The organism is Rhizobium sp. PvP014 (assembly GCF_017876855.1).
GTDB lineage: Bacteria > Pseudomonadota > Alphaproteobacteria > Rhizobiales > Rhizobiaceae > Neorhizobium > Neorhizobium soli.
The window spans coordinates 2,555,476-2,577,495 of the sequence record NZ_JAGIOT010000002.1 but is presented as its reverse complement, the minus strand read 5'-3'; the positions used below and the strand labels follow the sequence as shown (position 1 = coordinate 2,577,495).

Genomic DNA, 22,020 nt, shown 5'->3' with positions numbered 1-22,020 from the left:
TCATGCATTCACTCCCGAAACCTGGTCCGGATTGCCGTCGAAGAAGGCGGAGACGGTGGTCAGTCGGTCACCCGTCGCGTTTTCCGGCAGGGCTGCGAGAAGCGCCTTGGTATAGTTGCTCTGCGGGTTTTCAAACAGCGAAAGCACATCGGCTTCCTCCATCTTGCGGCCCTTGTACTGCACCACGACCCGGTCGGCGGTTTCGGCAACCACACCCATGTCATGGGTGATCATGATCAGGCCCATGCCGGTGCGGGTCTGCAGGTCCATGATCAGGTCGAGGATCTGCTTCTGGATGGTGACGTCGAGTGCTGTCGTCGGTTCGTCAGCGATCAACAGCTTCGGGTCGCAGGCGATCGCGATGGCGATCATCACGCGCTGGCACTGGCCGCCCGACATCTGGTGCGGAAAGCTGTTCAGCCGTTCCGCGGGGTCCGGCAGGCCGACCAGCTTGAACAGTTCGATGGCGCGGGCGCGGCGGGCTTGTCTGTCGAGGCCGAGGTGGATGCGCAGCACTTCCTCGATCTGGAAGCCGACCGTGAAGCAAGGGTTGAGGCTTGCCACCGGCTCCTGGAAGATCATCGCGATATCCTTGCCGATCAGCTTGCGACGATCGGCAGGGCTCAGTTTCTGGAAGTCCTTGCCTTCAAACAGCATGCGGTCGGCGGTGATCTTCGCCGTCCACGGCAGAAGCCCCATGACGGCCAGCATCGAAACGGACTTGCCGGAGCCGCTTTCGCCGACGATGGCGAGCACTTCGCCCTTTTCGACCGTGATCGAGACGCCGTCGACGGCCCGGAACCAGCCGGTCGCGGTTTCGAACTCAACGGTGAGATTGTCGATTTGCAGAAGCGCCATGATCAGGACCTCTTCAGTTTCGGGTCAAGCGCATCGCGCAGGCCGTCGCCCATCAGGTTGATGGCAAGAACGGTGATGAGAATTGCAAGGCCGGGGAAGGTGACGACCCACCAGGCGCGCAGGATGAACTCGCGTGCTTCGGCCAGCATCGTGCCCCATTCGGGCGCCGGCGGCTGTGCGCCCATGCCGAGGAAGCCCAGCGCTGCTGCATCGAGGATCGCGTTCGAGAAGGACAAGGTCGCCTGGACGATGAGCGGTCCGGTGCAGTTCGGCAGGATGGTGCGGAACATCAGACGGATCGGACCGGCGCCGGCGATGCGGGCAGCGGTGACGTAATCCTTCGTCTTCTCTTCCATGACGGCGGCGCGGGTCAGTCGCACGAAATGCGGCTGCAGGGTGAGCGCGATCGCGATCATGCCGTTGGTGAGGCTGGGCCCCAGGATTGCGACCAGAACCAGCGCCAGAAGCAACGACGGAAACGCCAGGATGATGTCCATCAGGCGCATGATCACCGTATCGATCCAGCCGCGATAGTAGCCCGCGATCAGGCCGACGAGAATGCCGCCGAGCAGCGACAGCGTCGTCACGAACAGGCCGATGAACAGCGAATACTGTGCGCCGTAGATCAGGCGCGAAAGAATGTCGCGACCGACAGGGTCTGTTCCGAGAAGAAAGCTCCAGCTGCCGCCTTCGGCCCATACCGGCGGCCGCAGCACGGCGTCACGATACTGTTCGAACGGTGAATGCGGGGCAATCACCGGAGCGAGGACGGCTACGACCACGAGAGCGATGAAAACGAACAGGCCGATGACGGCACCGCGGTTTTCGGAAAAGTAGAACCAGAACTCCTTGAGCATCTGGCGGCGCATCTGCCCGGTCGTGACGATCTCTGGCGTCTTGGCGGTTATTGCATCTGCCATGGGATTTTTCTCCTTCTTATCTCGGCGGATCAGTGGCGGATACGGGGATTGATGAGGCCGTACATGAGGTCGACGATGAGGTTGACCGTCATGATGATCGCCGCGATCAGAAGCAGGCCACCCTGGATGACCGGGTAGTCGCGACGGAAGACGCTATCGACCATCCACTTGCCGATGCCCGGCCAGGAAAAGATCGTCTCGGTCAGGATCGCGCCCGCAAGCATGACGCCGATCTGCAAACCGATGGTGGTGATGACCGGGATCATCGCGTTGCGCAGCGCATGCACGCCGACGACGCGGAACGGCGACAGGCCCTTGGCGCGGGCGGTACGCACGTAGTCTTCGGACAGCACTTCCAGCATGGCCGAGCGGGTCTGGCGGGCGATGACGGCAAGCGGGATGGTGGCAAGCACGATCGACGGCAGCGCCAGATGGCTGATGGCCGAGGAGAAGGCACCCTTTTGCCCGGACAGCAGCGAGTCGATCAGCATGAAGCCGGTGACCTGCGGGAAGTAGAACATAAGCGAGATGCGACCCGAAACCGGGAACCACTGCAACGTGCCGGAAAACAGAATGATCAGCAGCAGGCCCCACCAGAAGATCGGCATCGAATAGCCGACCAGCGCGATGCCCATCAGGCCCTGGTCAAAGATCGAACCCCGCTTCATGGCGGCGATGACGCCGGCGGGAATGCCGAGCGCAACGGCGATGATCATTGCGCAGATGGACAGCTCGACGGTCGCTGGAAACAGCGCCCAGAACTGGTCGAGGATCGGCTTCTTGGAGACGATCGAGGAGCCGAAGTCACCCGTCAGCACGCCGCCGAGATAATCGAAATACTGGATGACCATCGGGCGGTCCATGCCAAGCTGGGCGCTGATCTGCGCATGCCGCTCGGGCGACATGACGCGCTCACCGGACAAGAGCATGACCGGATCGCCCGGCAGGAGCCGGATGAAGGAAAAGGCGATGATCGAGACCCCGAGGAAGGTCGGGATCAGCACGGCGAGGCGCCGCAGTAGCAAACCAAACATTGTAAGCCTTTGTGGAAGGGGCTCCGGTCGATTTCAAACCGTGTCAAGCCACGAACCGAGCCATTTCGGCGTCGCGCCGCATTTTTGGGCGTCTCATAAGAAAATGCCGCGGGAAACGCAACGCTCCCCGCGGCAAAAAGTTGTGATTAGGCTGGATTACTCAGCGATATCGACGGTCTCGAACGTAAAGTCGCCAAGCGGGCTCTGGGTAAAGCCGGTCACACCCTTTGCCATCGGGACGATAGCAAGCGAGTGATCGAGGGTTGCCCAAGGTGCTTCCTTCTTGAAGACGACCTGCGCCTGCTCATAAAGCTTGGTGCGCTCGGCCATGTCGGACGTGACCTTGGCCTTCTTCACCAGTTCGTCGAACTCCTTGTTGCACCACTGAGCGCGGTTGTTGCCGCCGACGGCGTCACAACCAAGCAGGGTGTCGAGGAAGTTGTCCGGGTCACCGTTGTCGCCGGTCCAGCCGAGCATGGCAGCACCGTCGCGGTCCTTTGCCTTCGAACGCTGCAGGTATTCTGCCCATTCGTAGGAAACGATCTCGACCTTGACGCCGATCTTGGCGAAATCGTCCTGGATGATTTCAGCGGCGCGGCGCGCGTTCAGCATGTAGGGACGCGAAACCGGCATCGCCCAGACCTTCATGGAGAGGTCCTTGACGCCAGCATCGGCCAGCATCTTCTTGGCGGCTTCGAGATCGTATGTGTCGTCCTTGACGGAGTTGTTGTAGGACCACATCGTCGGCGGGATCGGGTTGGTTGCAGGCGTTGCCATGCCCTGGAAGACGGCGTCGACGATCGCGTTCTTGTTGATTGCCTTGTTGAGCGCGATGCGCACTTCCGGCTTGTCGAACGGAGCCTGGGTCGTGTTGTAGGCGAGGTAGGCGATGTTGAGGCCTTCCTGCTCCAGAACCTGAAGGTTCGGGTCCGACTTCATCGACTGGACGTCAGCGGCGTTCGGGAAAGGCATCAGGTGGCATTCGCCGGCCTTGAGCTTCTGGTAACGAACGGCAGCGTCGCTGGTGATCGCGAAGACGAGGTCGTCGATCTTCGGCGCGGTGCCCCAGTAATCGGCGTTCTTCTTGAAGCGGATGATGGCATCCTGCTGGTAGGCGACGAAGGTGAACGGGCCGGTGCCAACCGGGTTCTGGTTCAGCTGTTCCTTCTTGCCGTCCTTGTCGAGGCTGTCTGCGTATTCCTTCGACAGGATCGAAGCGAACGGCATGGCCAAGTTGGCGAGGAAAGGTGCTTCCGGACGGTTCAGGGTCATCTTCACGGTCAGGTCATCGACCTTTTCGATCGACTTGATCAGCTTCGGGAAGCCCATGCCGTCGGCATATTCCCAGGAAGCGCCGTTGATGTACTTGTTCCAGGCGTTCTTCTCGTCGATCTGACGACCGATGGAGAAGATCACGTCATCGGCATTCAGCGCGCGCGTCGGGGTGAAGAATTCCGTGGTCTGGAACTTCACGTTCGGGCGCAGCTTGAATGTGTAGACGGTGCCGTCGGACGAAATGTCCCAGCTCTCGGCAAGACCGGCTTCCGGCTGCGTCGTTCCAGGCTTGAACTCGAGCAGGCGGTTGTAGATCGGGTGGGCCGAAGCGTCGAACGTCGTGCCGGCGGTGTACATGCCGGGGTCGAAGCCTTCTGGCGAACCTTCGGAGCAATACACGAAGGTCTTGGCGTTCGCAGCGCCTGCGAAAATTGTTGCCGACAGCAGGGCTGTGGCAAGGGCGAGCTTGTATTTCATATCGGTCTCCCAATGACCTTGAGCCGGCTAACTGCCAGGCTAGGCCGTGTTTTGAATTTGATGATACGCTTACGTGCGCGTCAATCCTGCTTGTGTGTCTCACCTCCTGGTCGCAAATCTTTTGTTTGCTGACCGTATTCTTCAGTCTTCGACGGATCTCCGATACCTTTTCGGCACTCAACCCATGTTTTCTCGAATTGACGACGGATTTCCAAGTATTCGGCTTTCATGAGCATGAACTCACGGCGTCGGCCTTATTTACGCAAAATTGTTATCGTCTTCTGCGGTATCCTTGGTCTTCCTGTGACGTCGGGCGCGAGCATAGCGATTATGATGCACTTGTCGAGATACCAAGTTTCACGCGTTGCGTTGCCGAGCGCGGCATGTTGATTTTTTCAGCCGCGCTTATTTTTTAAGCTGCCGGTCCATTGTCATTGGGCGGGAAACGGTTAGGGTTTGGCGCCTTCAGGACCGAATGCTTGATCGAGGCGCATATTATGACGACCGTAAATTCCAATCTTCCCCACATCTTAACTCTTATCGACCGCAAGACCGAGGTTTTCCGGGAGCTGTCCGACCGCGTCTGGGAGACGCCGGAAACCTGCTACATGGAAACCCTGTCCGCGGCAGCGCATCGGGAAATGCTGGAAACGCAAGGGTTCCGGATCACCGATAACGTGGCCGGCATTCCGACCGCGCTGATCGGCGAGGCTGGGGAAGGTGGACCGGTGATTGCCTTTCTCGGGGAGTTCGACGCTCTTGCAGGGTTGAGCCAGAAGGCGGGCGAAACCGCTTACGATCCGATCACTGCCGGCGCAAACGGCCATGGCTGCGGCCATAATCTTCTCGGTTCCGCCTCGCTTCTTGCCGCAACGGCTCTCAAGGATTGGCTCGAAGCCAACGGAACGTCGGGACGCGTGCGCTATTACGGCTGCCCGGCGGAAGAGGGCGGGGCTGCCAAAGCGTTCATGGTGCAGTCCGGTGCGTTTGAAGATGTCGATATCGCCATCAGCTGGCACCCCAGCAATTTCGCAGGCGTCCAGCGCGAGACATCGCTTGCCAACTGCCGTGTCGATTTTACCTTTACCGGGCGTGCGGCGCATGCCGCGGCGGTTCCGGAACTTGGCCGCAGTGCGCTCGATGCCGTCGAGTTGATGAGTGTCGGCGTCAACTATATGCGCGAGCACATGCCATCCGATTGCCGGATCCACTACGCGGTTCTCGACAGCGGCGGCATTTCGCCAAACGTCGTCCAGGCGCATGCCAAGGTTCGCTACGTCATTCGCGCACCCGAATTGCCGGGCCTGCTGCCTCTGATCGAGCGGGTCAAGAAGGTCGCGGAAGGTGCGGCGCTGATGACCGAAACGAAGGTGGAAAGCACGATCCTTGCCGGCGTTTCCAACCTCGTCGTCAACACACCGCTGATGGACGCGATGCAGGATATCTGGGAAAGCCTCGGCCCGCCGCCTTTTGAAGCCGCCGACCAGGAATTTGCGGCCAAGATCCGTGCAACGCTGACGCCGGAGGATATTGCGGCGAGCTGGCGCCAGGAGCGGCTTGACGAACGCGATGTTCCCCTGGCGGATTTCGTGCTTCCGGCGCATGGCGAGCTTCGTCAGATGGGCGGCTCGACCGATGTCGGCGATGTCAGCTGGGTGGTGCCGACCGTTCAGGCCTATGGCGCAACGCTTGCCATCGGAACCCAGCTTCATACCTGGCAGGTCGTCGCGCAAGGCAAGAGCGAGCTTGCCCACAAGGGCATGGTGTCTGTTGCGAAAGCGATGGCCGCCACGGGTCTTGCGGCGCTGGAAAGCGAGCAGCTGCGCGAGGCCGCCTGGGCGGACCTGAAAAAGCGGCTGAAGGGCCAGGCCTATATCAGCCCGATGCCTGCCGGTACCGAGCCGCCGGTCGCCGCAATGACGGTGAAGTGAACATGTAATCCGTCGTGTCAACTATTTCGAACGGAGAAGTTCTTGGACAGTGTTTTGCGCTGTCCAAGATCGGCGTTTCGCCGTAAGAATGACGCCAAAATCAGTCAGGTGCAGAGGAGGCCCTTCGTGACGGTACAGCCCAATTCCATGGAAGCCCGCGACAAGGCTTATCACATGCACTCCTACACGAACGCCCGCGCTCTGGAGCGCGACGGTGCGCTGGTGATGGAACGCGGCGAAGGCATCTACGTCTACGACAACAACGGCAAGAAATATATCGAAGGCATGTCCGGCCTCTGGAGCGTCGCTGTCGGCTTTGGTGAAAACCGGCTGGTCGAGGCCGCCACGCGGCAGATGAGCAAGCTGCCCTATTACCATACGTTCACATCGCGGGCGAACAGCCCGTCGATCGAGCTTGCCGAAAAGCTGGTGCAGATGGCGCCGGTGCCGATGTCGAAGGCGTTTTTCACGAATTCGGGTTCGGAAGCCAACGATACGGCCATCAAGATGATCTGGTACCGGTCGAACGCCATGGGCAAGCCGGAGAAGAAGAAGATCATCTCCCGGATCAAGGGCTATCACGGCGTGACCGCCGTTTCCGCGAGCCTGACCGGTCTGCCGAACAACCACCGGTCGTTCGATCTGCCGCTGCCCGGCATCTTCCACACATCCTGCCCGCATTACCGCGCCTTCAAGCTTGAGGGCGAGAGCGAGGCTGCCTTCGTCGAACGGTGTGCCAAGGAACTCGAGGACCTGATCCTGCGCGAAGGCCCCGAAACCGTCGCAGCCTTTATCGGCGAGCCGGTGATGGGTGCTGGCGGCGTGATCGTGCCGCCTGCCGGTTACTGGCCGGCCATCCAGGCCATCCTCAAGAAATACGACATCCTGTTCATCGCCGACGAAGTGATTTGCGGCTTTGGCCGCACCGGCAACATGTTCGGGACGCAGACTTTCGATCTGCAGCCGGATTTCATGACGCTGTCGAAGCAGATCTCCTCGTCCTACCAGCCGATCTCGGCGCTTCTCATCAACGAGAACGTCTACGCCCCGATCGCGGACGAATCCGCGAAGATCGGCACGTTCGGACACGGCGTCACCGCCGCCGGCCACCCGGTCGCGGCAGCCGTCGCGCTTGAGAATATCGCGATCATCGAAGAGCGCGATCTGGTCGGAAACGTCCGGGCGCTTGCGCCAAAATTCCAGTCGCGCCTGAAGGAACTCGAAGGTCATCCGCTGGCGATCGAAGCGCGTGGCATCGGTCTCATCGGTGCACTCGAACTTGCTCCGCGCGAAGGGTTTGCCACCGGTCAGCTCGGCCCGAAACTGTTTTCGATCATGGTCGAGAAGGGGCTGATCAGCCGTGCGATCGGCGACTCGCTGGCGCTTTGCCCACCTCTCATCATCAATGAGTCACAGCTGGACGTGCTGTTCGACACATTCGAAGCGTCGCTCGACGTGCTGAAAAAGCAGCTCGACGCCTGATGTCATCAGGAGCCGGGCTAACCTTTGTCCGGCTCCGATTGCCCAAAGCGATGGGGCGCATATATTCGCCTCATGCTTGACCTCTTCCATACCTACTGGCCGCACATCCTGTTCGTCTTTTCGCTCGTTGCCGGCACGGCAGCCGCTATCCATGCGGCCATGACGAAGGAAGAGGTGCGCTCGGCGATTGGCTGGGTCGGCATCATCGTCCTGTCGCCCATCATCGGCGCGTCGCTCTATATGCTTGCCGGCGTCAATCGCATCCGCCGAACGGTCATCAGTGATCGCCGTGCCCTGCTGCAGGGCCGCGAGTGGGCGCATTTTGCCTCCTACGACGCGACAGATGCACTGATCATCAAGGATTTTGGTCACCGGTTCCGCGCGATGAAGACGCTGGGAGACCGGGTGACTTCCCATCACCTCACATCCGGAAATTCAATTCTTTCGCTGGATACCGGCGACGCCGCCTATGCCGCCATGCTGGGTGCGATCCGCAAGGCGAAGAAGAGCGTCATTCTGGAAACCTACATCTTCGATCGGGACAGGATCGGACGCCAGTTTGTCGAGGCCCTGATTGCTGCGGTAAAGCGGGGTGTGGAAGTGCGTGTGCTGATCGATGCGGTCGGCGCCCGCTACTCGGTTCCAAGCGTACTCGGCATGCTGCGCGATGGCGGCGTCGGGGTCAGCGTCTTCAACGGCAACGTCATTGTCGGCTTGCGGCTGCCTTACGCAAACCTTCGAACCCACCGCAAGATCCTGGTCGTGGATGGCCGCGTCGCGTTTACCGGCGGCATCAACATTCGCGAAAGTTTCTCGAGCGAATTCAATGGCGATGGGTTTTCGCTCGATACGCATTTCAAGGTTACCGGGCCATTGGTGGCCGACCTTTTTGCCGTTGCCGCAGCCGACTGGCAGTTCACCACGGGCGAGACATTGGAAGATGACGCGTGGGAGCTTGTCGCGCCCGCGGCGGAACCCGGCAAGGCGGTCATTGCCCGGGTCGTTTCGACCGGACCGGACCGCAGCGTCGAGACCAACCACAAGATGCTGATGGGCGCATTTTCCGTCGCCCGGTCATCGATCCGCATCGTGTCGCCGTATTTTCTGCCGGACCGGGAACTCATTACCGCGCTGGTTACGGCGGCAAGGCGCGGTGTGCGGGTTGATATCGTCGTGCCCGGCGCGAACAACCTGACGCTTGTCGATCGTGCGATGACGGCGCAGTTCGACCAGATGCTGAAGAACTACTGCCGTATCTGGCGGGCAAGCGGCGCCTTCAATCATTCCAAGCTTCTGACCGTCGACAGCCGCTGGTCCTATGTGGGGTCGTCCAATCTCGATCCGCGTTCGCTGCGGCTAAATTTCGAGGTGGATCTGGAAGTGCTGGACGAGGCTTTTGCGCGAACTTTGGAACGAAGGATAGACTTGATGATTTCCTCTTCGACCGAGGTGACGCTTCACAGCCTGAGATCACGGCCGTTTCCCGTTCGCCTGATCGAGAAAGTTCTTTGGTTGGGATCGCCCTATCTTTAAACCGGCAAGACCGAAGCGCGATATCATGCATCAGAAACGTCCCAACCTTCCGGCCAGCATCCTGGCATCGATCAAGGCCCGCAAGAACCGGGGCGAAGGCGTTCATTCCGTGCATGACAGAGACAGCGGCATGCTGATCGCCTCCTACAACGTGCATAAATGCGTCGGCATCGACCGCAAGTTCGATCCGGCCCGTATCGCTCACGTGATCCGCGAAATCGGCGCGGATGTGATTGCTCTGCAGGAGGCGGACAGCCGGTTTGGCGAACGTCGGGGACTGCTTGATCTTGGCTGGATGGAGCGTGAAACGGGGCTGCTTCCGGTGCCGATCTCCGGCGTCGCCAAGGCGCATGGCTGGCACGGCAATGTGATCTTTTTCCGCGAAGGTCTCGTCCGCGACGTGCATCAGGTCAAACTGCCGGGGCTGGAGCCGCGCGGGGCGCTGATCACCGAACTCGAGATGAAGGATGGCAGCACACTTCGCGTGATTGCGGCGCATCTTGGTCTTCTCAACCGGTCGCGTCAGCAGCAGGCGCGCATGCTGCTCGACATCGTCGGCTCCCGCGACGAGCATCCGACAGTGCTGATGGGCGATCTCAACGAGTGGCGGCTGGGTGACCGCTCGGCGCTCAACACACTCGCTACCGTATTCGGCCTGCCGCCGGCGGTTCCAAGCTTTCCGTCGCGCCTGCCGGTGCTGGCACTCGATCGGATCATGGCGAACCGGCCGGGCCTGATCGAGAGGGTCGTGACCCATGACACGCCGCTTGCGCGGCTCGCGTCCGACCATCTTCCAATCAAGACGGTGGTGAAACTCGGTTCAACGGCTGAAGGATAGCGGCACTTGTCGGTCCTCGGCATCTTTACGCCTGCAGTATCGGCGAATAGGTTCGGGGTCTCGCCTGTTCGTCCCCAAGGATTTCCCGATGACCGATATTGCTATGATCGAAGCCGCGCGCGGCCGTCTTTCCGGCCATGCCCGCCGCACGCCGCTTCTGTCCTCGTCATTTCTGGATGACATCGCCGGGCGGCGCATCTTCGTGAAACCCGAATGCCTGCAGCAGACCGGCTCGTTCAAGTTCCGTGGCGCGTGGTCGGCAATTTCGTATCTTCCGGCGGACGTTCGCGCGAAGGGCGTTATCGCCTTTTCGTCCGGGAACCATGCGCAGGGCGTGGCGCTGGCGGCCAGGATGCATGGCATTCCGGCCGTCATCATCATGCCCGCCGATGCGCCGCGCATCAAAATTGAAAACACGCGGGCCTACGGCGCCGAAGTGGTGCTCTACGATCGCGCCAGCGAGGATCGTGACGAGATCGGCCGGCAGCTTTCGAGCGAAAGAGGCCTGACCCTCATCAAGCCATTCGACGAACCGCTTGTCATCGCCGGGCAGGGGACGGCAGGTCTGGAAATCGCCGAACAGGCTTCGGAAGAGGGGATCACGCAGGCCAGTGTTCTGGTGCCGACCGGCGGGGGCGGTTTCATCTCCGGGATTTCGCTGGCGCTCGAAGCACGTGCACCGGGCTTTACCGTGCATCCCTGCGAACCTGAAGGCTTTGACGACGTGACCCGTTCGCTTGCGTGCGGAACGATCCAGAAGAACGCCACGCAATCGGGTTCGCTCTGCGACGCGATCGTCACGCCGCAGCCTGGCACGATTACCTTTCCGATCATGTCGCGTCTCTGCGGCCCGGGCATAGTGGTGACGGAAGATGAAGCGCTGCATGCGGTGGCACTTGCCTTCAACCGTCTGAAGATCGTCGTTGAACCGGGCGGCGCGGTTGCGCTGGCGGCAGCGCTTTTCCATGGCGAGAGCCTTGGTGAGACGGTGATTGCGGTCTGCTCAGGCGGCAATATCGACCCGGACGTGTTCCGCCTGGCGCTCGACAGGTTTGCCGCCTGAGGTCTCGTTTTAGGCCGCAGGCATAATAAACCGTTAACCGGCACGTTGGGGCATTAAGAAAAAAGTATTTTCCAAGGAACGTGGTGCTCAGGAGAAAGTTATCTCTATCAGCTTGGTAGAGTTAAGCTAAACTACATGGGAAGAGACACAAAACCGGGAGGTTCGCATGCAGCCGATCCAGCATCATACTCGGGCATTCCCTCACCGCGCCGCGGGCGTCGTCAGCAGGTGGCAGTGGGTAGCATATGCAGGCCTTGTGACTGCCGCCTTCGTGTTCATCGGGGCAGTTACGCTCGGTATTCTCGCCTGACACGTATCCGAAATTGAAGGTTTCAATAGCAACGAAGCCTTCCGATCCGCGCCCGGATCGGAAGGCTTACTGTTTCAGCCCTGTGTCGTCGGCAGATAGGCTTCGGCCAGTTCCACCCAGAAATTCGTCCCGATCGGCAAGGCGTCGTCGTTAAAGTCGAATTTCGGATGATGGAGCGGGGGATCGTTCTTGGTTCTTGCGGTGCCTAAGAAGAAATAGGTGCCTGGCCTCTCTGCGAGGAAGTAACCGAAGTCCTCGGCGCCCATCATCGGCCGTTCGATTTCTGCAAGGTTTTCCGGGCCGACAACCTTCTTCGCCAGGTCCCTGACAAAATCCGTCTCTGCTTTGTGGTTGACGGTCGCGTCGTAGCCACGGGTATATTCGATCGTCGCTGTCATGCCGTAGCTTGCCGCCTGGCCAACTGCTACACCGCGGATCCGTTCCTCCAGCTTGTCTCGCACGGCAGGGTCGAAGGACCGGATGGTGATAACCATTTCTGCCCGCTCCGGGATGACATTGCTGGCGATGCCGGCGTTGAAGGCGCCGACCGTGACGACGGCCGGATCGAGTGGATGGATGTTGCGGGAAACGACAGTCTGCAGCGCCATGATAATGCTGGCGCCGGCGACGATCGGGTCTGCGGCATCCTGAGGTTCGGCGCCGTGGCCGCCGCGGCCGTTGACGACGATACGGCATTCGTCGACCGCCGCCATGATCGGCCCTTCCTTGACGAAGATCTTGCCGAAGGGCAGGCTCGGGTCATTGTGCAGGCCGAAGACGGCGTCGCAGGGAAAGCGATCGAACAGTCCGTCCTCCATCATCAGCCTGGCGCCGCCGAAATTTTCTTCGGCCGGCTGGAAGATCAGATTGAGTGTGCCGTCGAAGTTTTTGCGCTGTGCGAGTATCTTTGCGGCACCCAGAAGCATGGCGGTATGGCCATCGTGACCGCAGGCATGCATGACGCCCTTGTTGAGGCTGGCATAGTCCGCGCCGGTTTCTTCCTCGATCGGAAGCGCGTCGATATCGGCGCGAATGCCGACCGATCGATCGCTCGATCCGTTCTTCAGGGTCGCAACGATGCCGGTCTTGCCGAGTCCGCGGGTGACGGCGTAACCGAATTCCTCAAGCTTTGCCGCGATATAGTCCGAAGTGGTGAATTCTGAGAGGCCAAGTTCGGGATGCTGATGCAGAAAGCGGCGGGTTGCCACAACTTCGCTCATGTCGTTGGTAAACTTGATCGTCATCGTTCCATCACCCTATCTGCCTGCAAACGCGTCCAAGCTGCTCACTCGTATCGTTCACGTTTAGCAGTGCCATCATCGTTCAGGCAAATGAACAGCCTCGCATTCAGCATTTATTCAGGCTGTTGGCCCTAGAGCCGACAATGTCTTACTGCGTGAGCAGATGCGATAGCGATTGATCCACGATTTGCAATATAAGGATCGCTCTCTATCTCATGCTTCGCATCTTAGTTCGTGAAACGAAATTCATTCAGAAGTTCATCCATGTCCCCTGATATTCAGCCTTCGGCTTCTACCCGCGAAACGGAAAGCAAGCAGATCGATCATAACGATTCGATCCGCGCGACGTATTTTACGGCTGATGATCTTCGGCAATGTGGAGAAACGCTGGGTCGGCAAGGTGCAGCCGATCTGCCGGGCTTCATGAAATTCGAGTTTTTCACGCGCCACGCGGAAAACGAGAAGGAAATTCTGAGGGTCTATCGCGCCGCCGCGCAGGATGTCGATGCGGGTGCTTCGATCACGCCTGCCGCCGAATGGCTGCTCGACAACTATTACATTGTCGAGGAAGCGATCCAGGAAGTCCGCCGCGACTTCCCGAAGAAATTCTTCAAGCAATTGCCGACGACCAAGATCGGCAGCCAGGAAATCCCGCGCGTTCTCTCGCTGGCATGGCTTTATGTGGCGCACACCCACAGCAGCATTTCGCGCGAAACGCTGGCCGAGATGGTTGAGGGTTACCAGACCGACGAGCCGCTGGAGATCGGCGAACTCTGGGCATTGCCATCGTTCATCCGCTTCGTTCTCATTGAGAACCTGCGTCGTATCGCCAGCCGCGTTGATCGCTCGCGCAACATGCGCCGCCGCGCCAACGATGCCGCCGACGAGATCATTCGTCTGAACGACGAGACTGCCGGTGCCGAGCTCCTGAAGAGCCTCGAAGGCCTCACCGACGACAACACGTTCACAAGCCAATTCCTCTATCGCCTGCGCAATGCCTCGCAGAATTCCGGCTTTGCGATCGAATGGCTTGAGAAGCGGCTGGTCGCGTCCGGCAAGGCTGTCGAAACCGTGATGCAGGCGGAACAGAGCCGCTTGTCGTCCGGTAACGTGACGATGGGCAACATCATCAAGAGCCTGCGCCTGATCGATGATACGGAATGGAGCGTCTGGTTCGAAGAGGTCTCGCAGATCGACAAGATCTTCCGCGAGCATACGGATTACGAAGCGCTCGATTTCGGCTCGCGCAATGCCTTCCGCAGCCGCATCGAAAAGATCGCCCGCGTTTCCAAGCGCAGCGAAGCCGAGGTGACCCAGGCTGCCGTTGATCTTGCGATCGCGGCTAGGGCGCAAAATCCGGACGAGCGCGAAACCAATATCGGCGCCTTCATCGTCGGGCGCCGCCGCAAGGAGCTGGAGACGGCCGTCGGCTACCAGCCGCCGCTTCTGCAGCGGGCTGTGCGCGCCTACCGCAAGCTCGGCTGGTTCGCCATCGGCGGCCCAGTCATGCTTCTCACCTTTCTGGCGCTCGCCGTTACCGGCTATTTCCTCGTGGCGGCTGCCATTCCGCTGGTGGTCGTCTTCTTCCTGCTTCTGATGTTCGCGCTGCCCGCGTCGGAAGGCGCGACCGGTCTGTTCAATACGGTCGTGACCTATTTCGTCAAACCGGCCCGGCTTGTCGGATACGAATACAAGGAAGGCATTCCGGAGGAGGCGCGCACGCTGGTTGTTGTGCCTTGCCTGATCGCTGACCGCGACACGGTCGATGAACTCGTTCGCAATCTGGAAGTCCATTATTTGGCCAACCCGAAGGGCGAGATCTATTTCGCGCTCCTCAGCGACTGGCGCGATGCCAAGTTCGAGGAACAGGAAGCCGATCTTGAAATCCTCGAATATGCCAAGCGCGAAATTGCAGCGCTCAATACCCGCTACATGGAAGAGGCGGGGACGCGCTTCTATCTCCTCCACCGCCGCCGCCTGTTCAACCCGAACGAAGGCGCCTGGATGGGTTGGGAGCGCAAGCGCGGCAAGCTGCACGAACTCAACCTGCTTCTGCGCGGCGACCGCGACACGACCTATCTCCAGGGCGCCAACATGGTGCCGGAGAATGTCCAGTATGTGATGACGCTCGATGCCGACACCCGCCTGATCCGCGATGCGGTGACCAAGCTGGTCGGCAAAATGCATCACCCGATCAACCGTCCCGTCATCGATCCTGATACGCACCAGGTCGTGCGCGGCTACGGTCTGATGCAGCCGCGCGTGACGCCGTCATTGACGACCGGCAAGGAAGCCTCGGTCTTCCAGCGCGTGTTTTCGGTCGGCCGCGGTCTCGATCCCTATGTCTTTGCGGTCTCCGATGTCTATCAGGACCTGACGGCCGAAGGCTCGTTCACGGGCAAGGGCCTCTATCACGTCGACGCGTTCGAGACGTCCCTCAAGGGCCGTATCGAAGAAAACGCCGTTCTCTCGCACGACCTTCTCGAAGGCTCGTTCTCGCGCTGCGCGCTCATCACCGATGTCGAGCTGGTCGAGGATTTCCCGGTTCGCTACGAGGTCGAGGTCTCGCGCCAGCATCGCTGGGCGCGTGGCGACTGGCAGCTCCTGCCTTACATTCTTGAAGCCAAGCGGGGCGTCAGCGCCCTTGGCCGCTGGAAGATGCTCGATAACCTGCGCCGGTCGCTCACCCCGATCGCATGGTTCTTCGCCTCCATTCTCGGCTGGTACTTCATGGATCCGCTCGGTGCGCTGATCTGGCAGATCCTGCTGATCTTCTCGCTGTTCGTGGCGCCCACCATCTCGCTTCTCACCAACCTTCTGCCGCGCTCCAGCGACAATGTCACGAGCGCCCATTTCTATTCGGTCTGGTCGGATGTGCGTTCCACCAATGCGCAAGTCGCACTGCGCATCGTGTTCATCGCGGATTCCGCCTGCATCATGACCGATGCGATCGCCCGTTCGCTCTATCGCCTGCTCGTCAGCCGCAAGCTGATGCTGGAATGGAAGACCGCGGCCTCGATCCAGTCCGGCGCCCAGGGCAGCCCTACCGATTACTACCGTGCCATGTGGCATGCGCCGGCGATTGCCGTTCTGTCGGTAATCCTTGCGGCACTTCCGGGCGACAACGCGTTCCTGGTCGGCATTCCGTTCGCCATCCTGTGGATCTTCTCGCCGCTCGTTGCCTGGTATGTCAGCCAGTCCGCTGAGACCGAAGACAAGCTGTTCGTACCGGAAAACGTCTCGATCGAGCTGCGCAAGATCGCGCGTCGGACCTGGCGCTATTTCGAAACCTTCGTCACGGCCGAGCAGAACTACCTGCCGCCTGACAACTACCAGGAAAAGCCCAATCCCTCGATCGCCAAGCGGACGTCGCCGACCAATATCGGCGTCTACCTTCTGTCGATCGTCTCGGCGCGACATTTCGGCTGGATCTCGTTTACCGAAACGATCGAGCGGATCGAGCAGACGCTTGCGACCGTCGAGCGTGCGGACAAGTTCCGCGGCCATATGTACAACTGGTATCACACCGATACCCTGAAGCCTCTGATGCCGCGCTATGTGTCGTCGGTCGACAGCGGCAATTTCGCGGGCCATCTGATCGCCATTTCGTCGGCCTGCCGTGTCTGGGCGGAAGCGCCTTCTGCGCATCTCCAGGGCAATCTCGATGGTCTCGGCGATGTCGTCGGCATTCTCGAAGAAACGCTGACAGCCCTGCCGGACGATCGCAAGACCGTGCGTCCGCTGCGGCGCCGTCTTGAGGAGCGTATCATCGGCTTCTCCAACGCGCTTGCCGCCGTCAAGCGCGAGCACGAGTTTGCCTCGATCCGCATCATCAACCTGTCGGTGCTTGCCCGCGACATCCAGAAGCTGTCGCACAATCTCGATCATGAAGTGCGTTCCGCGCAGAGCGAGGAAGTGACCAAGTGGGCAGCGTCGCTGGTTGCCGTGTGCGAAGCGCATATCGGCGACAGCACGTTCGACAACGGCAATATCGAGGAACTGCGCGACCGTCTCGCCGTGTTGCGTGACCGTGCCCGCAAGATCGCCTTCGGAATGGACTTCAAGTTCCTGTTCCGCAAGGACCGCCGCCTTCTGTCGATCGGCTACCGGGTCGAAAGCAACGAGGTCGACGAGGCCTGCTACGACCTTCTCGCGTCCGAAGCGCGTCTCACCAGCCTGTTCGGGATTGCCAAGGGTGATCTGCCCACGGAGCACTGGTACAAGCTTGGCCGTCACGTCGTGCCGATCGGCGCGCGCGGTGCGCTCGTCTCGTGGTCGGGTTCGATGTTCGAATACCTGATGCCGCCGCTCGTCATGCAGGAGCGCCAGGGCGGTATCCTCAACCAGACCAACAACCTGATCGTCAAGGAACAGATGAACCACGGCCGCCGTCTCGGCACGCCATGGGGCATTTCGGAAGCCGCGTTCAACGCGCTCGATCATCAGATGCACTATCAGTACACCAACTTCGGTGTGCCGACGCTCGGTCTGAAGCGCGGTCTCGGCCAGAATGCCGTTATCGCACCCTATGCCTCGATCCTCGCCAGCCAGTACGATCCGATCGCGGCCGTCGAAAACCTCAACGAGTTGCGCAAGCTTGGCGCGCTCGGCATCTACGGCTTCCATGATGCGGTCGACTTCACGCCGACCCGCGTGCCGGAAGGCAAGCGCTGTGCGGTCGTCTACAACTACTATGCCCACCACCATGGCATGTCGATCGCAGCCGTCGCCAACGTCGTCATGAACGGTCTGCTGCGCGAACTCTTCCACGCCGATCCTGTAATCGAAGCGGCGGAACTGCTGCTGCAGGAAAAGGCACCGCGCGACATTCCAGTGATGAGCGCCAAGCACGAGGAAAAGCCAGGTACCGGCGGCGGCGAACTGCTGCGTCCGGAAATCCGCACGGTCACCAACCCGGCCACCAAGGACCGCGAACTGGTTCTGCTCTCCAACGGCCATTACTCGCTGATGCTGACGGCGACCGGTTCCGGCTATTCGCGCTGGAACAACCTTTCGGTTTCCCGCTGGAAGGCGGATCCGACCGAAGACCGCTGGGGGCAGTTCATCTTCCTGCGCGACACGACATCCGGCGAGTGGTGGTCCACCACGGCCGAACCGCGCCGCGCCGAAGGCGAGCAGACCAAGACGGTGTTCGGTGACGAAAAGGCCGAATTCCACAAGACGGTCGGCGAGCTCACCAGCACGGTCGAAGTCATCGTCGGCACCGAACACGATGCCGAAGGGCGCCGCGTGACGTTGCTCAACATGGGCGACGAGGACCGCTTCATCGAAGTGACCTCCTACATGGAGCCGGTGATTGCCGGCGACGATGGCGACAGCGGCCATCCCGTGTTCTCGCGCATGTTTATCCGCACCGAGATCGGCAAGCGTGGCGACGTCATCCGCGCCTGGCGCAACAAGCGCGACCTCAGCGATCCCGACATGATCGTGGCACATCTTGCCGCCGACAATGCCGGGTCTTCGCGACCGACCGAATACGAGACCGACCGTCGCAAGTTCCTCGGCCGGGGTCGCACGCTGTCGGAAGCTGCGGCTTTCGATCCGGGTGCGTCGCTGTCCAACACCGACGGCTTCACGCTCGATCCGATCCTATCGCTGCGCCGCACGGTTCGTGTGCCCGCGGGCAAGAAGGTCAGCGTTATCTTCTGGACGATCGCTGCTCCCCGGCGCGAGGATCTCGACAAGGCGATCGAACATTATCGTCATGCCGAAACCTTCCAGAACGAACTGACCCAGGCCTGGACCCGCACGCAGGTACAGATGCGCCATCTCGGCGTTACATCGCAGGATGCCGCAGCCTTCCAGGATCTCGCCCGCTATCTGGTCTATCCGGACATGCAGCTTCGCGCCGATCAGCCGACGCTGAAGGCCGGCATGCAGGCACAGTCGGGGCTGTGGCCGTCGGCGGTGTCCGGCGACCTGCCGATCTTCACGCTGCGCATCAATGACGAAAACGACATGCCGGTTGCCAAGGAAGCTATCCTTGCGCAGCAGTACCTGCGCTCGCGCGGCGTTGTGTCTGATCTCGTCATCTTCAACGAGCGGGCAACCGAGGGTGCCCAGGAAGTACAGACGTCGATCGAACACATGTCTGCCCGCATGGGTCAGGAAGGTGGACGCCAGCACGTCTTCACGCTGCGCCGCGACCTGATCGAAGGTGCCGGCGCCGATGGTCTGATTGCCGCGTCCCGCGTCGTGCTTCATGCGCGCAACGGCCGCATCAGCGATCAGTTGAACCGGACCAGCACGATCTTCGCCCCGCCGAAGGATCAGGAGATCGAGGTTGATCGCCGTCCGCTGCTAAATGGCGAGATCTATTCCGCTCCCGTCGAGACCAGCGAAGGTCCGGCCGGAGTTGAGTTCTGGAACGGTTTTGGCGGCTTCTCCGCAGATGGCAGCGAATATGTCGTGCGCCTCAACGGTGGTCAGTCGACGCCGCATCCGTGGATCAACGTCATCTCTAACGACAATTTCGGCTTCCACGTTTCCGCGGAAGGCGCAGGCTTTACCTGGGCGCAGAACTCGCGCGACTACCAGATGACGCCGTGGACCAACGATCTCGTCATCAACCGTCCCGGCGAAGGCTTCTACGTGGCCGATATCGACAAGGGCACCGTGGTCACTCCGTTCGCGGCTCTGTCGCGTCGTCCAGAAACCGTGTTCGAAACCCGTCACGGCCTCGGCTATTCGGTGTTCTCGACCGAGGAAGATGGCGTCAAGCTGTCGCTGACCCAGACGGTGGACCGGAACCGGTCCGCAAAGCTTTCGCATATGAAGCTGCGCAACACCGGTTCGGAAACGAAGAAGCTGCGCATCTACGGCTATGTCGAATGGCTGCTGGGCACCAATCCTGCCAAGACCTCGCCATTCATCCTGTCCAGCCGTGACGAGGCGACGGGCACGCTGTTTGCGACCAACCCGTTCAGCATCAACTTCTCGCGCTTTGCCTTCCTCGGCATGCACGAGACACCGTCGGGCTTTACGGCAAGCCGTCGGGAGTTTGTCGGCAAGTTCGGTTCGGTTCAGTTGCCGGCAGCGGTCGTTTCCGGTTCAAGCCTCAGCGGCTCGCTCGATCTCGACGGCGACCCGTGCGGAGCACTTGCCTACGACGTCGAACTGGCGCCGGGCGAAGAGACCGAGGTCACCTTCTTCCTCGGCGATGCTGCAACGAAGCAGGAGGCGGAAAGCCTTGCACTGGCACTTCGCGGCGACCGGTTCGAGGATATCCTTGCGGGGAACCGTAGCTTCTGGAGCGGTTTCACCGGCCGCCTGAAGATCTCGACGCCGGACAAGTCGCTCGACAACATGGTCAATCACTGGCTGCCCTATCAGGCACTCGGTTGCCGCATCATGGCCCGTACCGCCTTCTACCAGGCATCGGGTGCCTTCGGCTTCCGCGACCAGTTGCAGGATACGCTCGCGTTCCTGCTGCATGAGCCGTCGCTTGCCCGCAAGCAGATCCTCAATGCGGCGTCGCGGCAGTTCCGCGAAGGCGATGTCATGCACTGGTGGCTTCCCAACACCGGCGCCGGTGTTCGCACGACGATCTCCGACGACGTGGTGTGGCTTGCCTACGCGATCCACCAGTATGTGTCGGTGACCGGCGATCTGTCGATGCTCGATGAGAAGCTGCCGTTCCTCACCGGACCGATGCTGGAAAAAAACAAGCACGACGCCTTTATCCAGCCGGAGATCTCCAACGAGGTAGCCGATCTGTATGAACACGCAGCACGCGCGCTCGATCTCGCTGTTGAGCGGACCGGAGACCTGGATCTTCCGCTCATTCTCGGTGGCGACTGGAACGACGGGATGAACCGTGTCGGCATGGCCGGTCGTGGTCAGAGCGTCTGGCTCGGTTGGTTCCTGGCGGCTGCGCTTCGAAACTTCCTGCCCTATGCGGAAGCCCGCAAGGATCGTTCGCGTGCCGATCGCTGGAGCAAGCATATCGATACGCTGAAGGCTGCGCTGGAATCGGATGGCTGGGACGGGGCGTATTACCGCCGCGGTTATTTCGACGACGGTTCTCCGCTCGGCTCGGCCAAGAGCGACGAATGCCGCATCGATTCGCTCGGCCAGTCCTGGAGTGTGCTGTCTGGCGAAGGCAGGCCGGATCGTTCCGAGCAGGCTATGAACGCGGTCATGGACAAGCTCGTGGACGAGGATGCGGGTATCATCCGCCTCTTCACCCCGCCTTTCCAGGACACGCGCAGGGATCCGGGCTACATCAAGGCCTACCCACCCGGTGTGCGTGAAAACGGTGGCCAGTATACCCATGGTGCAATCTGGGTCGTGCTCGCGCTCGCCCGGCTGAAGCGCGGCGACGATGCCTGGAAGTGCTTCCAGATGCTCAACCCGATCAACCATGCGCTTGACCGGAATGCCGCCGAAACCTACCGCGTCGAACCGTACGTGGTTGCAGCCGACGTCTACGGTGCCGGCGACTATCAGAGCCGCGGCGGCTGGACCTGGTATACGGGTTCCGCCGGCTGGCTCTACCGCGCCGCGGTCGAAGGCATTCTCGGCATTCGTCGTGCCGGCGACACGCTGTATGTCGATCCGGTCCTGCCAAGCGGCTGGGATGGCTTTACCGCCGAACTTACCCTCGATGGCGTCACCCACGAGATTGTGGTCAAGGACGGCAAGGCGTCGATCGGTGGCGTCGCTGTCGATCCGGTCAACGGCTTGAACCTTGCGGCGCCAGCGACCAGCGCATTGCCGGCTCCGCCCGCAGAAAGCTGATCCCACCGGACGTCGAACGTCCTGATGGTATCCCAAACAGAAACCCCGCTTCCAGCAATGGCAGCGGGGTTTTTTGTTGGTTTGTGCCCGGTGAGGAGACGTGTCGGCCGATCCGGGGGAGGGGCGATGTCCTGCTCTGATGTCCACGTATCGTGCCAGCCGATCGGGATGCCGCTCACAATGCGCGGCATGGATCCCGGCAGGAACAGGTCAGGACCCAACCCGCGCGCCGCTCACGCGCTTTGTATGGCAAGCACTTGCAAAGCCGCGTAGGCAGAAGCTCACGCGAAAAAGCGGT

The 22,020-nt window shown here is 60.7% G+C and carries 11 protein-coding genes; 6 read left to right on the top strand and 5 right to left on the bottom strand.

The features are described from left to right. The 4 genes from J3A65_RS17035 to J3A65_RS17020 form a co-directional block, all read right to left on the bottom strand. The gene (locus J3A65_RS17035; protein ID WP_113111671.1) at positions 1 to 858 is read right to left on the bottom strand and encodes an ABC transporter ATP-binding protein; all 858 of its coding nucleotides are present in this window, start codon (positions 856 to 858) and stop codon (positions 1 to 3) included. Between the two features lie 2 nt (positions 859 to 860). Next, positions 861 to 1,778 (bottom strand): ABC transporter permease subunit, encoded by a 918-nt coding sequence (locus J3A65_RS17030; protein ID WP_062462138.1) that lies wholly within the window; start codon positions 1,776 to 1,778, stop codon positions 861 to 863. Between the two features lie 29 nt (positions 1,779 to 1,807). Continuing rightward, positions 1,808 to 2,812, bottom strand: a complete 1,005-nt coding sequence (locus J3A65_RS17025; RefSeq protein WP_062462141.1) for an ABC transporter permease subunit — start codon at positions 2,810 to 2,812, stop codon at positions 1,808 to 1,810. A 156-nt stretch (positions 2,813 to 2,968) separates the two neighbouring features. Next, positions 2,969 to 4,564 carry an ABC transporter substrate-binding protein gene (locus J3A65_RS17020; RefSeq protein WP_062581538.1) on the bottom strand — a complete coding sequence of 532 codons (1,596 nt, stop codon included), beginning with the start codon at positions 4,562 to 4,564 and terminating at the stop codon, positions 2,969 to 2,971. 497 nt (positions 4,565 to 5,061) lie between these two features. Between J3A65_RS17020 and J3A65_RS17015 the strand changes: the two genes are divergently transcribed. The 5 genes from J3A65_RS17015 to J3A65_RS16995 all read left to right on the top strand — a co-directional run bounded on the left by J3A65_RS17015 (position 5,062) and on the right by J3A65_RS16995 (position 11,411). Continuing rightward, on the top strand, positions 5,062 to 6,495 hold the full coding sequence (locus tag J3A65_RS17015) for a M20 family metallopeptidase (RefSeq protein WP_209902424.1): 1,434 nt from the start codon (positions 5,062 to 5,064) through the stop codon (positions 6,493 to 6,495). 126 nt (positions 6,496 to 6,621) lie between these two features. After that, a complete protein-coding gene (locus J3A65_RS17010; protein ID WP_209902421.1) occupies positions 6,622 to 7,977 on the top strand; it encodes an aspartate aminotransferase family protein in 1,356 nt (451 codons plus the stop codon). Positions 7,978 to 8,049: 72 nt separating this feature from the next. Beyond that, the gene (locus tag J3A65_RS17005; protein WP_062462148.1) at positions 8,050 to 9,510 is read left to right on the top strand and encodes a phosphatidylserine/phosphatidylglycerophosphate/cardiolipin synthase family protein; all 1,461 of its coding nucleotides are present in this window, start codon (positions 8,050 to 8,052) and stop codon (positions 9,508 to 9,510) included. Between the two features lie 25 nt (positions 9,511 to 9,535). Further along, the gene (locus tag J3A65_RS17000; RefSeq protein WP_092659200.1) at positions 9,536 to 10,348 is read left to right on the top strand and encodes an endonuclease/exonuclease/phosphatase family protein; all 813 of its coding nucleotides are present in this window, start codon (positions 9,536 to 9,538) and stop codon (positions 10,346 to 10,348) included. Positions 10,349 to 10,436: 88 nt separating this feature from the next. After that, on the top strand, positions 10,437 to 11,411 hold the full coding sequence (locus J3A65_RS16995; RefSeq protein ID WP_209902419.1) for a threonine/serine dehydratase: 975 nt from the start codon (positions 10,437 to 10,439) through the stop codon (positions 11,409 to 11,411). Positions 11,412 to 11,795: 384 nt separating this feature from the next. On the opposite strand, the gene J3A65_RS16990 is transcribed toward J3A65_RS16995, so the two are convergent. Continuing rightward, complete coding sequence (locus J3A65_RS16990; RefSeq protein WP_245341569.1) at positions 11,796 to 12,965, bottom strand: M20 aminoacylase family protein; 1,170 nt, start codon at positions 12,963 to 12,965, stop codon at positions 11,796 to 11,798. A 261-nt stretch (positions 12,966 to 13,226) separates the two neighbouring features. On the opposite strand from J3A65_RS16990, the gene J3A65_RS16985 reads away from it, so the two are divergent. Then, the gene (locus J3A65_RS16985) at positions 13,227 to 21,722 is read left to right on the top strand and encodes a glucoamylase family protein (protein ID WP_209902416.1); all 8,496 of its coding nucleotides are present in this window, start codon (positions 13,227 to 13,229) and stop codon (positions 21,720 to 21,722) included. The last annotated feature ends 298 nt before the right edge of the window (positions 21,723 to 22,020 follow it).